The sequence below is a fragment of the Streptomyces sp. ID05-39B genome, from assembly GCF_033794725.1.
GTDB classification, from domain to species: Bacteria; Actinomycetota; Actinomycetes; order Streptomycetales; family Streptomycetaceae; genus Streptomyces; species Streptomyces bobili.
Window position 1 is genome coordinate 26,548 of the sequence record NZ_JARGEF010000052.1, and the last position, 12,409, is coordinate 38,956.

Genomic DNA, 12,409 nt, shown 5'->3' on the forward strand with positions numbered 1-12,409 from the left:
GTAAGGATTCCGTCATCGGCCTGGGGCGGGTAACGGCCGTCCCCGCTCTGTTGAATGGGAGGGCGACAGGGTGAACTCTCGGAAGGCGGGGCGAAGATGGGGCGCGTGCGCAAAGTACTGACCGGGCCATGGGTCATCGCGGTGCTGGTGGTGGCGGTGGGTGGCGTCGGATTCGGTCTGTACTGGTTCCAGCCGTGGAAACTGTGGCAGGACGAGACCGTCGAAGAGGCCCTGCCCGAAGTGGTGATCAGTTCGGCGCCACCCGTGGCGGCAACCTCGGACGAGCCCTCACGGTCACCGGCCCCGGCCCCCGGCCCGCACACGCTGGCGAGCGGTGACCTGATCAGCCATGAGCACGAGACGTCGGGCACGGTGAAGCTCGTACGGCTGGCCGACGGCACCCATGTCGTCCGGCTGGAGAACCTGGACACCAGCAACGGACCGGACCTGCGCGTCTGGCTGACCGACGCACCGGTGAAGCAGGGCCAGGCCGGCTGGCACGTCTTCGACGACGGCGAGTACGTCAGCCTCGGCAGACTCAAGGGCAACAAGGGAAGCCAGAACTACGCCCTTCCCGAGGGCGTGGATCCTTCGGCCTACAGCAGCGTGAGCATCTGGTGCGACCGGTTCGACGTGTCGTTCGGCGCGGCCGAACTCGAACTCGCCGCCGCCTGACCGCCTTCGGCCATCGGCCGACTCGTACCGTCATGTCAGGTCGGCCGGGTCCGAGCAGAACACCGGCACCCGCTGAACGAGGTTGCCGGCAAACCCGCCCCGTTTCCACGGCTGTTGGAGCGGCTGGCTGTTCCCGGCCCGGTCGTGCGCACGGACGCTCAGGACATGGTCGCCCGGAGCGGCGGACCAGGTGCACGACCAGCGCCGCCAGGCCCGTCGATGTCCCTGACCGGGTTCGAGTGCGGCGCTCCGCCAGGTCGGTCCGTCGTCCGTGCCGACCTCCACCGAGGTGACCGGGGCGTGTCCCGACCAGGCGCGTCCCTCCAGCGTGACCGGCCCCACGGACACCACCCGCGTACGTGTCATGAAGTCGGGGAAGCCCGGCGGGATCAGCAGCGCCCGGGGAGCGATGCGGGTGACCGGCTCACCCTCCTCCTCGGGGACCTGCCTCATCCGGTAGGCCACGGATTGCTGGAAGCCGGTGAAAGGGGTGTCGACGACCGTGATCTTGCGCAGCCACTTCACACATCGCCCGCCCGGTCCGGCGCGACCGTCGCACACGCGGGCCATGGCCCGCGTACGGCGCGATGGTGGTCAGGGTGTCCAGTGTGAACGGCACGTCCGGCAGGCCGGGCACCGGGAGCGCGGACGGGAGGTCGCCCTTGTCGCCGATGGTGGGCACCGCGATGCCCGCCGCGACGGTGATGACGGTGATGACGGTGAGGGCGACGATGGACACCAGCGGGGCCGGGACCGCCCTGGTGACCCTGGGGAAGAACACCACCCAGCAGCCGGCGCGGGCGGAGGAGTTCGCGGCCACTCTCGCCGAGCGGCTCACGCGGACGCCGATGCCCTGAGCGCGGGACCACACACTCGGGGCCGGCGCGGATCACCGCGAGTGTCACCTCGGCGCGATCGCCGCCTCCGCCGCCGCCTTGATCCGGGCACCGAATCCATCGGCGTCCTTGCGTGCGGCGGCGAGTGCCAGACCGACCAGCAGCTTGCCCACGCCGTGGCCTTCCAGCACGTTGAAGAGACGGACACGGGTCCCGCCGTCCGGCAGCGGCTCCAGGTCGTAGCCGCCTTCGCGAGCCATGACGGCGTTCTTCGACACCTCGGCCCACCGGATCGTGACCGGGGCATCCAGGGCGGTGATGCGGAACTCCCGGCCGGACTTCATCCCGGCGTCCTTGACGGTGCTGCGAAAGACGGTGCCCACGGTGGTCGGGGCGTCGGGGACCCGCTCGATCCTCAGCACCCGGGGACTGAACTGCGGATCGTTGCGCCCGTCGGCGAGGTAGGCGAACACCTCCCCGACGGGCCGGTCGATCTCGACGTTCGCCTCGAACTGTCCTGACATCGGCACTCCCGATCGGTCGACCCGCACGCGCCAAGGAACGCGCCGCCACTGCCCGTTGTGCCCAGCGGCACCGCGACCCTACGGGACCATGGGCGATCGCGCGCGACGAGCGGCAGAACCGCGAGGCCGGTGCCCAGCGTGCCGCACGCCGGCCGCCCGCGTGCGGCACGCGGGACGAGTCGCCGGGAGCAGGAGCAGGAGCAGGAGCAGGTGCGGGTGCGGTAGTGCGCTACGGGACGATGACCAGGCGTCTGACGACCGAGCCCTGGGCCGGCCGGTCCAGCGCCTCGTTGACCTGGTCGAGGGGGTCTCCGCTTCGACGCAGCCGCGGATCCGGCCCTGCGCGGCCATGGCCATGACCTGCCGGGTGTCCTCCAGGGTGGCCCCGACGGAACCACGTACGGCGCTGCCGGAACCGCCCGCCCAGGCTGCCGTGCGGCGGCGTGCCGTCCTCGGCTGTCACGTTCGGCTGTCGCATTCGGTCCGGACCGCTTCGGACGACCGTCCGGCGCCCTTCGGCAATCACGTACATCATCCAGGTTCACGTATGGGAACGCTGGCGGGGTCGAGCCCTGCGCTCTCTGGAAGGCTTCGTTGTGACGGAAGAGGCTCGACATCTGGATCAATCGTTTGCGTCAGCAACGTCATGGCGTGAGTCGCGGCGACCGCTGACGCCCGTGCGATGCCGTGAGGCGCAAGGTGGAACGGGCCTGTAAGCGGTTTCCCCTCCCTCTGGCTCAGCCTGTTCAGACCCTTGCCACCGTGCCGCGGGGCCCCTATGGTCGCCCCACGGAAAGCGCTTTCCCGGAGCCGGGGACTGTTGTGGGAAAGCGTGATCGTCGCGGTGGGCGCCGCGACTCGTGCATGAGCCGCCGATGATCCGGGGGTGACCTGGAGCGGTCACGCAGGCCCTCTATCGACCCGCGTCCGAGGTGACGCCGGGACAGGGTGTGGCGTGGGTGGCGGGTGGCTCATCCGCCCGAATTGACGGTACATCGACAAGCAAACGCTGTGTGCGGCAGCAACTTGGGTCAGGCAGAAACAGAGAATCAGGAGACATCCATGCAGAGAAGTGTCGCTCTACGGCTCTCCGCCGCATCAGCCGCGATGGCCGTCGCGGCCGGCGTAGGTGTCGTGCTGTCGATGCCGGAGGCATCGGCGGCGACCGGTACCGCAACCGGTTTCGCGACTCAGAACGGCGGGACCACCGGCGGAGCCGGTGGTCAGACGGTCCGAGCCACCACCGGAACCGCGATCCACGCGGCACTGTGCGGCCGGGCCAGCAGCAGTACCCCGATCACCATCGAGGTCGAGGGGACCATCAATCACGCCAACACCGCCAAGGTGTCCGGCACGAGCTGCAACACCGCCGCCGGTGTGATCGAGCTGAAGCAGATCAGCAACGTCACCATCGTCGGCGTCGGCAGCGGAGCCGTCTTCGACCAGCTGGGCATCCACATCCGTGAGGCCAGCAACATCATCATCCAGAACGTGACGATCAAGAACGTGAAGAAGTCGGGCTCGCCCACCTCCAACGGCGGCGACGCCATCGGCATGGAGAGCGGCGTCCGTAACGTCTGGGTCGATCACGCGAGCCTGGAGGCGTCGGGCGGGGAGTCGGAAGGATTCGACGGCCTCTTCGACATGAAGGACAACACCCAGTACGTGACGCTGTCGTACAGCACCCTGCGCAACTCCGGCCGCGGTGGTCTGATCGGTTCCAGCGAGAGTGACGTCTCCAACAGCTACATCACGTTCCATCACAACCTGTACCAGAACATCGACTCCCGGGCGCCCCTGCTGCGCGGCGGAGTGGCCCACATGTACAACAACCACTACGTGAGCCTGAACGAGTCCGGCATCAACTCCCGTGCCGGGGCGCGCGCGAAGGTGGACAACAACTACTTCGAGGACTCCAAGGACGTCCTGGGCACCTTCTACACGGACGCGGCCGGCTACTGGCAGGTCGGCGGAAACGTTTTCGACAACGTGACCTGGTCGGCCCCCGGCACCGACAACAAGCCGGCCGGACCCAACCCGCAGTCCAACACCACGGTCAGCATCCCCTACGCCTACACGCTCGACTCCGCCGCCTGTGTGCCGGACGTCGTGAGCCGTACGGCCGGCGCCGGCAAGGGTCTCCAGGTGTCGAACGGCAGTTGCACCGTGCAGTCACCCACGCCGACCCCGTCCACGTCCACCCCGCCCACGTCCTCCACGCCCACCCCGACGGCGAGCCCCACGTCCGGACCGAGCCAGCCGAGCGGGACCAACCTGAGCATCGGGGCCGGTTCGGACGGCTCCAGCAAGGCCGACGGCACGAGCTACGGCAACGTACGCGACGGTGTCCTGAACACGTACTGGTCACCGGCCGGTTCGACCGGTGCCATCTCGATCAAGTGGGGCTCCGCCACCTCCGTCTCCAAGGTCAACATCCGGGAGGCGGCAGGATCGGCGGGTGTCATCGGGGCCTGGAAGGTGATCAACGCTGACACCGGTGCCGTTCTCACCTCGGGCAGCGGCGCGGGCGTCATCTCTTTCCCGCGGACCTCGCTGAGCAAGGTCACCTTCGAGATCACCGGTTCGAACGGCACACCCAGGGTCGCCGAGTTCGAGACCTACACGTAGGAGAAGCGCGCCCAAGCAGTCCGCCGGCCCGCGCTGTCCGGCGTCGGCCGGACGGACCGCTCGACGGTCGAAGTCGGATGCGCGGCAGCGTACTTGGGGACAGTGAGCGGCGGGCCGCCGGGGATCAGACGGAAGACGGTGCCGGGTGTCCGCCCGGCACCGTCCCGTTCCCGCTCAGCCGGTCGGCGCGTCGTCGGTCTCCGGACCCCGCAGCCGCGGGGGATCCCGGACATCCTGCCGGCGTCCATGTGCTCGCACGGAGCCGTCGCCAGTGAGGAGCGGGGCTGGAGGGTCACGCCTGCGGGCAGACCTTGTGGCCGGGGGTGCGGTGGGCGCGCAGCCACTGGGCGAGCAGGGCGAGGGCGGAGAGGAAGGCGACCGTGGCGGCGTAGGGGACGAAGGTGTCGTGCAGGCCGGTGTGGGTGGCCGCGGCTCCGGCGATCACAGCGGGCACGCTGAAGGACAGGTAGGAGATCACGAAGGTCACGGAGAGCAGTTCGCCGCGCTCGATCTCCTGCTCGGTGCGCTGTACCACCGCGCCATCTTCAGCGCCCAGCCGGCCTCCGGCGACCGGGCCCGCCATCTGGTCACCACGTTCCTGGCGGCGACCCGCGCACCGTCCTGAACCGTGCGGCGCGAGTGACGGTGCACCCGCAGGCATGACCCGCCGGGCCTATCGCGCGCTGCCTCGGCGTCGTGCGCGAGGTGCGCCCCGACGGCCGGGGCGGCTTCGAGACTCGCGACCGAGGCCGCGTAGGGGCTCATGGCACGGAGTAAGGGCTCACCGCACGCACGCACGCACGCATGAACACACGCGCCACGCACGCACGTCGTCGGAGACGGCGGTGCCTCACGCGGCCGTGGTCAGTGCGGTGGCCGTGGCGATGGCGATGTCGGCGCGGGCGTGGATGATCAGGCGGATCCCGCCTGTCTCGGCGTTGGCCTCGTCGAGCAGGCGTCGGGCGGGGGCACTGTGGGTGGCCACGGACATCACCAGGCCGAGACGGTCGCACAGGCGGTGCGCCCGCAGGATCACGCCGACCGTCGCCTCGGTCGTCGCCGCCTCGTCGAGGACGATGACGACGGAGGCCGGCAGGAGTCCCTCGATGAGATCGCTGATCTCGGCGAGCAGTGCGGCCCGGCCGCCGATGCCGGGGTCGTCGTGCACCGTGATGACGAGCACGTCCTGTTCGAGTACGTGGGACACCATCACGGTCGTCCATCCCCTCTGCTGTCGAACGGTTCACATCCGGACTACCCCGTCCCGGCTCCGTGATGCGGCGCGCGGCCGACGCCGTACGCGCGGATGCCGCAGTCGTACGTCATGGCGGGCACCGCGTGCTCCCCGGGGACGGCGAAGCAGCCGAACGGCCGCGTGTCCCTCGTCGTCCTCCGGGCACTCGGCCGGGGAAGGGGACGAACAAGGAGGAAGCGTGCAGCTCTCATTCCTGACACCACGCCACCTCGAACGGACCGCCTTCCCGGCCGACCGGCGCACCGTGCTGGACGGCCTGGAGGCGCACCACGCGCCCGAGCCCGTGCTGGAGGCCGCGCGCGGGCTGCCGGACGACGGCGGCCGGTACGCCAACACCACCGAGATCGTCGACGCGCTCCGCTCCGGCCCCGCCGGGTGAGTCCCGCGGACACCGGACGCGAAGGATCCTGTCGGCCGCCGGAGTGAAGGGGCGGGGCATCGCGAGGCAGCGGGAGCACGCGGGGGAGGGATAGGTCCTGGGCGCCGAGCAGGCGGGGCGCTCGGGGAACGGCGGCCGTTCCCGCCTCCGCCGCAGGAGGACGCGGACGGCGCGCCTGCGCACACGCGGGGACGGCCGGTCGGCACCCGGTCTCAGCACGACAAGGAGTGGAGAACCCATGGCACACGGCGGCAACGTCATCCAGGAACTGACCGCGGACCACCGCGAGGTGGACGCCCTCTTCGAGCAGATCGAGGCGCTGCCGGCGACCGACCCCCAGCGACGCGAACTGGCGGACCGGCTCACCATGGAACTGGTCCGCCACTCGGTGGCCGAGGAGCAGTACCTGTACCCGACGGTGCGCCGGTACGTCGACGACGGGGACGACCTCGCCGACGAGGAGATCGCCGAGCATGCCGAGGTCGAGCGCATGCTCAAGGAACTCGAAGGGTGCCGGCCAGGTGACGGCCGCTTCGACGCGCTGATCACGGAGCTGAAGAACTCCGTCACCGCGCACGTCAGCGGCGAGGAGAACCGCCTCTTCCCGATGCTCGCCGAGGTCTGCTCCGGCACCGCGCTGGCGGAACTGGGCGACAAGGTCCGCACTGCGAAGAAGAACGCCCCCACCCGTCCGCACCCGTCCGCACCGGACACCCCGCCGGCGAACAAGATCCTCGACCCCGGCACCGGCATGGTCGACCGCCTCCGCGACATGCTCTCCGGCCGCGGAAAGCAGGGATGACCGGACCCCTCCTGGATGTTCTGCCCTGTCCAGGGCGGTCGCGGAGCCCAGCGGTCCGGCCCGCCCGGCCCGGTCGCCGTCACACGTCACGGCGCGCCACCCCACACGGAGGTGGCGCGCCGTGACGTGCGAGCGCGGTCAGCTCCCCCGGGATTCGCGTGTGCGGGACCGGTTGGCCTTGCGGATCGCGTCGAGCAGTTCGGGCTTCGACATGCGGGAGCGCCCGTCGATGTCCAGTTGCCGCGCGAGATCGTAGAGATGCTCCTTGGTGGCCTGCTCGTCGACGCCCTCCCCGCTGCGTCCACCCTGCTGACGGGGGCGGGCCGACTGCGGATCCGAGGGACCCTTGCGGCCGCCCTCCTTGCGCTCCCAGTGGTCGCCGACCTTCTCGTGCGTGTGTTTGAGCGCCCCGTAGGCGACCCGATGGGCCCGCTCGCCCTCCCCGTACTGGTCGACGCCCGAGTCATGGGCCTTGATCCAGGTGCGCTGGGCCTCCTGAGAGGAGCGTTCGAGGGTCGACGGCAGTTCCTGTCGTCCGGGCATGTGACTCACCTCCGCGGATACGGCTGCCCTGCCGGCCGGGTTCCCGTGACGGGGCCGGGGTATCGACGGAGCGAGGCGGCCGGGGCGTACGCGTCTTCGGGGTGTTGGCCTCTGGCTCCTGGTCACGCGGGTTCGGAGGCCCGGAGAAACGCTCCGTAAGCGTCTTCCGCGTCGTCCTCCACGGTCGGCTGCCCGGGCCCGTACCGCAGGTCGCCGCGGTCGTGTCTCGGCCCGGAGATCCAGAACTCGTCGTGGGTCTCGACGTCGTAGAAGTTGGCGTCGAAAAGGCCGCGTCCGGTACCCCGCCGCAGGGTTCGGCCGTGGAAGTAGGCGGTCTTCCAGGTCTTGGAGAAGTCCACCCATCCGATCCACGCCGGCCCGCGGTCGATGTCGTAACCGGTCTTGAGGTGCACGAACATGAGTCGGCGAGGCATGGCCCCCAGCTTGGCCGATCACGTCACCGCGGCCAACCGGATTTGTCGGGTGCCCGTCGCGGCGGGAAGCGCCGCTGGATCTCCCGGAGTTGGCCGTGCTGGTGCTGGTGCTGGTGCTGGTGCTGGTGCTGGTGCGGGGCGGGGCGGGGCGAGGCGGAGAGGGTCATGTCAAAAATCCTTTACTCAATGTCTGGTCTGCTTTACATTCCTCGTGTGACACACGAAGAGAAGCGCGCGTGGATCATCGGGATCCTCGCTGTCGGTACCTATGCCGCCTACCTCGGCGTCGTGCTGGGACGGGCCGCCGGCACGCCCGTCGCCGACGTGGCGTACGCGTCGCCGTTGCTGTGGGCGGTCGGCGTCTCGATCGGGGCGTCGATCGTGCTGAGCGTCCTCGTCTCGATCGGTACGCCCAAGGGCGCGAGGACGAAGGACCAGCGAGACCGGGAGATCCACCGCTTCGGCGAATACATCGGCCAGTCGTTCGTCGTCATCGGCGGGGTGGCGGCCCTCGTCCTGGCCATGGCCGAGGCGGACCCCTTCTGGATCGCCAATGTGATCTACGCCGGGTTCACCCTCTCGGCGATCCTCGGCTGCACGGCGAAGATCGCCGCCTACCGCTGGGGGTTCCAGCCTTGGTGAGGGAGCCGACCAGAGTCACCAACTCGATCAGGGCCCTGCGGTTCGCGCAGGCAGAGATGACACAGGCGGAACTGGCCGACCGGATCGGCGTGACGCGGCAGACCGTCATCGCCATCGAGAAGGGCCGCTACTCGCCCTCCTTGGAGATGGCCTTCCAGATCGCCCGCGTGTTCGGAGTTCCGCTCGACAAGGTTTTCCAGTACGTGGACGAAGAAGAAGGAGACACCACATGAAGGCGATCGTCCAGGACGTCTACGGCCCCGCCGAGGTGCTGGAGCTGAGGGAGGTCGACAAGCCGGTGGCCGGTGACGACGACGTGCTCATCCGGGTGCGCGCGGCCGGGGTGGACCCGAGCGTCTGGCACCTCATGACAGGCCTGCCGTACCCCGTCCGCATCATGGGCTTCGGCCTGCGCAGACCCAAGCTGCGGATACGCGGCTGGGACGTGGCCGGCACCGTCGAGTCGGTGGGACGGAACGTGACGCGGTTCCGGCCCGGCGACGAGGTCTTCGGCACCTGCGAGGGCTCCTTCGCGGAGTACGCGTGCACGGGTGAGGACAGGCTCGCGCCGAAGCCGCCGAACGCCGGCTTCGAGCAGGTCGCGGCCGTGCCGATCTCCGCCTTCACCGCCCTGTACTCGCTGCGGGAGCAGGGCCGTGTCCAGCCGGGACAGAAGGTCCTGGTCATCGGGGCGGGCGGCGGCGTGGGGACGTACGCCGTACAGCTGGCCAAGGTCTTCGAGGCGGAGGTCACCGGCGTCTGCGGCACCGACAAGGTGGAACTGGTCCGCTCGATCGGGGCGGATCACGTCATCGACTACACCCGCGACGACTTCACCGCCGGCGGCCCCCGCTACGACCTCGTCCTCGACACCGCGGGCAACCGCCCGCTCTCCCACCTGCGACGTGCCCTCACGGCGCGCGGAACCCTCGTCATCGTCGGTGGCGAAGGGGGAGGACGTTGGTTCGGAGGCATGCACCGCACCCTGGCGGCACTGGCCCTGTCCCCGTTCGTGAACCACACCCTGCGCGCGCCCTTCGTGAAGGAGCCCACGCGGGACGTCCTCGAGCCGCTGGCCGGGTACATCGAGGCCGGCCAGGTCACTCCGGTGATCGACCGGACGTATCCGCTCGCCGAGGCCGCCGACGCCGTGCGGCACTGGGGCAAGGGCCGCACCCGCGGCAAGCTCGTCCTCACGATCTGAGCCGCTCGACGACCGCGCCGCCGGGACGGTGGACGCGAACCGGAATGATTCCGGCGGTAGCCTGGTTGGAGAAGCCGGTCGCAGTTTTACTTGTGTGTTTGTGCCAGTCGCATGCTCGCAGAGAACGATGTTGCGGGCGCGAAGCTTGTTTTCCAGGTTGTGCTGGAGCAGCCGCGTCGTTAACCGGCCCGGGTGCTCACATGGTGTGAGCACCCCACCCCAGCCCCTGTAAGGAGCAGCAATGACTCAGGGAACCGTCAAGTGGTTCAACGCCGAGAAGGGCTTCGGCTTCATCGCCCAGGCCGACGGCGGGCCGGACGTCTTCGTGCACTACTCGGAGATCGACAGCTCCGGCTTCCGCAGCCTGGAGGAGAACCAGCAGGTGGAGTTCGACATCGTGCAGGGCCCGAAGGGCCCGCAGGCTTCGCGCGTCCGCCCCCTGTAAGCACACAAGGCATGACACGCGCAGGCCGCACAGCCTGCCGTCGCTGACGTGAGAGACAAGGGCCGGTGCCTTCGGGCACGGGCCCTTGTTCGCGTCCGTGGGTGCCCGCGCCGGCGCCCGGAACGAGTGGCCCGGTGGCACAGTGGACCACATGTGCGGTCGCTACGCTTCCACCCGTGGTCCCGGGGACCTCGTCCAGCACTTCCGTGTCGACGACCTACGGGTCGAGGAGACACTCGCGCCGAGCTGGAACGTCGCCCCGACCGACGACGTATGGGCGGTCCTCGAACGCACACCGCGCGGCGCCGACGACGACGCCGAAGCGCGGCGTGAGCTGCGGGCGCTGCGCTGGGGCCTGGTGCCGTCGTGGGCCAAGGACGTGAAGACCGGCGCACGGATGATCAACGCCCGGGTGGAGACGCTGCACGAGAAACCGGCCTTCCGCCGCGCGTTCACCCGGCGCCGCTGCCTGCTCCCCGCGGACGGCTTCTACGAGTGGCAGCAGGTCAAGGACGACGACACGGGCAGGACACGCAAGCAGCCCTACTTCATCCACCCCGAGGACGGTCAGGGCATGGCCCTGGCGGGCCTGTACGAGTACTGGCGCGACCCGCAGGTGAAGCGGGACGACGATCCCGCCGCCTGGCTGATGACCTGCACCATCATCACCACCGACGCCACGGACGCGGCCGGCCGTGTGCACCCGCGCATGCCGCTCGCCCTCACCGAGGACCACTACGACGCCTGGCTCGACCCCGCCCACCAGGACCCCGACGAACTGCGCTCCCTGCTGGGCAGCCCCGCGGGCGGGCACCTCGATGTCCGCCCCGTCTCCCCGGCCGTCAACAACGTCGGCAACAACGGCCCCCACCTCCTGGACCCCGTGTGAAGGCGGGGTACGGGAAGGCAGGCGGCGGGTGCGCGCACTCGCGTCGACAGGTCTCCCGGCGGTCCCACCCGGCGAGCGCGACTCACGGGCGAGGCGGCGGTCCGGTCACCTCCACCTCGGCGGGCCGCAGGAGATGTTCGCCGACGCGGTAGCCGGGCCGCAGGACCACCGAGCACGTGGCGCGTTCGACCTGATCCGTGCATCGGTAGGAGACCGCCGCGTGCCGGGCGGGATCGAAGGGGTCACCGGGTGCGCCGAAGGACTCCAGGCCCAGCGCGGTCAGTTGACCCTCCAGCAGGTTGACGACCTGCTCGAAACCCCCGGCGACGTCATGGTGCCTGCGGGCCTCGTCGACGGCGTCGAGGACCGGCAGGAGACCGGTGAGCACGTTGGCGACCGCGACGCCGCCCACCGACCGGCGCTCCCGGCGGACCCGCCGACGGTAGCTGTCGTACTCGTCCTTCACCCGCCGCAGCTCCGCCGCCTGCTCCCGTAGCCGGGCGCGCAGCACGTCGGTGTCGCCGCGAGCCGGGCCGCTCCGCCGGGCGGGCTCCAGCTCCGCCCGACGACGCGGTTCGAGCCCGACAGCGTTCGGGGGCCGCTCCGGGACGACGGTCAGCGCGCGCTCGCCGGCGCGGCGGGGGCCGGTGGGACCGGTCATCCGGTGCCCTCCTGCCGCTTGTCCTCGTCGACGATCTCCGCGTCGACGACCTCGTCTTCCTGGGCCGCCCCGCCGGCACCCCCGGCCGCCTGCGCACCCTGACCCTGGTCCTGTCCCTGTCCCTGTCCCTGTCCCTGTCCTTGGGCCTGCGCCTGGGCGTACATGGCGGTGCCGACCTTCTGCGCGGCGGCGGTGACCTTGTCGGCGGCCTGTCGCAGTACGGCGGTCCGATCGCCGTCGCCCGGTTCCTCCCGCAGCGCCTGCTTCAGTTCCGCCAGCGCGCTGTCGACCTCGCCGCGGACCTCCGCGGGGATGTTGTCGGCGTTCTCGGTGAGCAGCTTCTCGGTCTGGTAGGCGACCTGCTCGGCGTGGTTGAGGGTCTCGGCGGCCTCACGGCGGGCGTGGTCCTCCTCCGCGTACTTCTCGGCCTCCTGGCGCATGCGGTCGACCTCGTCCTTCGGCAGCGAGGAGCCGCCGGTGACGGTCATCTTC

The 12,409-nt window shown here is 70.2% G+C and carries 18 protein-coding genes and 1 pseudogene; 9 read left to right on the forward strand and 10 right to left on the reverse strand.

The genetic code is table 11. From position 1 onward, the window contains the following. Positions 1-96 precede the first annotated feature (96 nt). Entirely contained in the window at positions 97-675 is a 579-nt protein-coding gene (locus P1P75_RS14410) for a DM13 domain-containing protein (protein WP_319255258.1), read from the forward strand. 30 nt (positions 676-705) lie between these two features. Here P1P75_RS14410 and P1P75_RS14415 read toward each other — a convergent pair whose 3' ends face one another. The 3 genes and pseudogenes from P1P75_RS14415 to P1P75_RS14425 form a co-directional block, all read right to left on the reverse strand. Continuing rightward, complete coding sequence (locus P1P75_RS14415; protein WP_319255260.1) at positions 706-1,236, reverse strand: hypothetical protein; 531 nt, start codon at positions 1,234-1,236, stop codon at positions 706-708. Positions 1,237-1,249: 13 nt separating this feature from the next. Further along, a pseudogene (locus P1P75_RS14420) lies at positions 1,250-1,459 on the reverse strand (sodium-independent anion transporter); the annotation flags it as partial. A gap of 117 nt (positions 1,460-1,576) precedes the next feature. Further along, positions 1,577-2,035, reverse strand: a complete 459-nt coding sequence (locus P1P75_RS14425; RefSeq protein ID WP_319255262.1) for an SRPBCC family protein — start codon at positions 2,033-2,035, stop codon at positions 1,577-1,579. Between the two features lie 1,062 nt (positions 2,036-3,097). Between P1P75_RS14425 and P1P75_RS14430 the strand changes: the two genes are divergently transcribed. Next, positions 3,098-4,663 carry a pectate lyase gene (locus tag P1P75_RS14430; protein WP_319255264.1) on the forward strand — a complete coding sequence of 522 codons (1,566 nt, stop codon included), beginning with the start codon at positions 3,098-3,100 and terminating at the stop codon, positions 4,661-4,663. Between the two features lie 292 nt (positions 4,664-4,955). Here P1P75_RS14430 and P1P75_RS14435 read toward each other — a convergent pair whose 3' ends face one another. Both P1P75_RS14435 and P1P75_RS14440 read right to left on the reverse strand, forming a co-directional pair. After that, the gene (locus P1P75_RS14435) at positions 4,956-5,246 is read right to left on the reverse strand and encodes a hypothetical protein (RefSeq protein WP_319255266.1); all 291 of its coding nucleotides are present in this window, start codon (positions 5,244-5,246) and stop codon (positions 4,956-4,958) included. A gap of 267 nt (positions 5,247-5,513) precedes the next feature. Further along, positions 5,514-5,873, reverse strand: coding sequence for a hypothetical protein (locus P1P75_RS14440; protein ID WP_319255268.1), 360 nt, complete (start codon positions 5,871-5,873; stop codon positions 5,514-5,516). Between the two features lie 223 nt (positions 5,874-6,096). Between P1P75_RS14440 and P1P75_RS14445 the strand changes: the two genes are divergently transcribed. Beyond that, positions 6,097-6,297 carry a DUF2795 domain-containing protein gene (locus P1P75_RS14445; protein WP_319255270.1) on the forward strand — a complete coding sequence of 67 codons (201 nt, stop codon included), beginning with the start codon at positions 6,097-6,099 and terminating at the stop codon, positions 6,295-6,297. Positions 6,298-6,535: 238 nt separating this feature from the next. Then, positions 6,536-7,099, forward strand: a complete 564-nt coding sequence (locus P1P75_RS14450; protein WP_319255272.1) for a hemerythrin domain-containing protein — start codon at positions 6,536-6,538, stop codon at positions 7,097-7,099. Between the two features lie 138 nt (positions 7,100-7,237). On the opposite strand, the gene P1P75_RS14455 is transcribed toward P1P75_RS14450, so the two are convergent. The 3 genes from P1P75_RS14455 to P1P75_RS14465 all read right to left on the reverse strand — a co-directional run bounded on the left by P1P75_RS14455 (position 7,238) and on the right by P1P75_RS14465 (position 8,243). Next, positions 7,238-7,642 (reverse strand): ChaB family protein, encoded by a 405-nt coding sequence (locus tag P1P75_RS14455; RefSeq protein WP_319255274.1) that lies wholly within the window; start codon positions 7,640-7,642, stop codon positions 7,238-7,240. 122 nt (positions 7,643-7,764) lie between these two features. Continuing rightward, positions 7,765-8,076, reverse strand: a complete 312-nt coding sequence (locus P1P75_RS14460) for a hypothetical protein (RefSeq protein WP_319255276.1) — start codon at positions 8,074-8,076, stop codon at positions 7,765-7,767. Positions 8,077-8,099: 23 nt separating this feature from the next. Continuing rightward, positions 8,100-8,243: a hypothetical protein gene (locus P1P75_RS14465; protein WP_319255277.1), complete on the reverse strand. Its 144-nt coding sequence runs from the start codon at positions 8,241-8,243 to the stop codon at positions 8,100-8,102. Positions 8,244-8,289: 46 nt separating this feature from the next. Between P1P75_RS14465 and P1P75_RS14470 the strand changes: the two genes are divergently transcribed. From P1P75_RS14470 to P1P75_RS14490, 5 genes are all read left to right on the forward strand, one after another. After that, complete coding sequence (locus P1P75_RS14470; protein WP_319255279.1) at positions 8,290-8,718, forward strand: hypothetical protein; 429 nt, start codon at positions 8,290-8,292, stop codon at positions 8,716-8,718. A gap of 26 nt (positions 8,719-8,744) precedes the next feature. After that, positions 8,745-8,951 (forward strand): helix-turn-helix transcriptional regulator, encoded by a 207-nt coding sequence (locus P1P75_RS14475; protein ID WP_319255291.1) that lies wholly within the window; start codon positions 8,745-8,747, stop codon positions 8,949-8,951. Next, positions 8,948-9,922 (forward strand): NAD(P)-dependent alcohol dehydrogenase, encoded by a 975-nt coding sequence (locus P1P75_RS14480; RefSeq protein WP_319255281.1) that lies wholly within the window; start codon positions 8,948-8,950, stop codon positions 9,920-9,922. Before P1P75_RS14475 ends, P1P75_RS14480 begins: the two co-directional genes overlap by 4 nt. A 241-nt stretch (positions 9,923-10,163) precedes the next feature. Continuing rightward, entirely contained in the window at positions 10,164-10,367 is a 204-nt protein-coding gene (locus P1P75_RS14485; protein WP_073491490.1) for a cold-shock protein, read from the forward strand. Positions 10,368-10,518: 151 nt separating this feature from the next. After that, positions 10,519-11,256: an SOS response-associated peptidase gene (locus P1P75_RS14490; RefSeq protein ID WP_319255283.1), complete on the forward strand. Its 738-nt coding sequence runs from the start codon at positions 10,519-10,521 to the stop codon at positions 11,254-11,256. A gap of 82 nt (positions 11,257-11,338) precedes the next feature. Here P1P75_RS14490 and grpE read toward each other — a convergent pair whose 3' ends face one another. Further along, positions 11,339-11,917: a nucleotide exchange factor GrpE gene (gene grpE / locus P1P75_RS14495; RefSeq protein ID WP_319255285.1), complete on the reverse strand. Its 579-nt coding sequence runs from the start codon at positions 11,915-11,917 to the stop codon at positions 11,339-11,341. After that, on the reverse strand, positions 11,914-12,409 hold a 496-nt coding region (locus P1P75_RS14500), incomplete at its 5' end, for an Hsp70 family protein (RefSeq protein ID WP_319255287.1). The genes P1P75_RS14500 and grpE, both read right to left, overlap by 4 nt.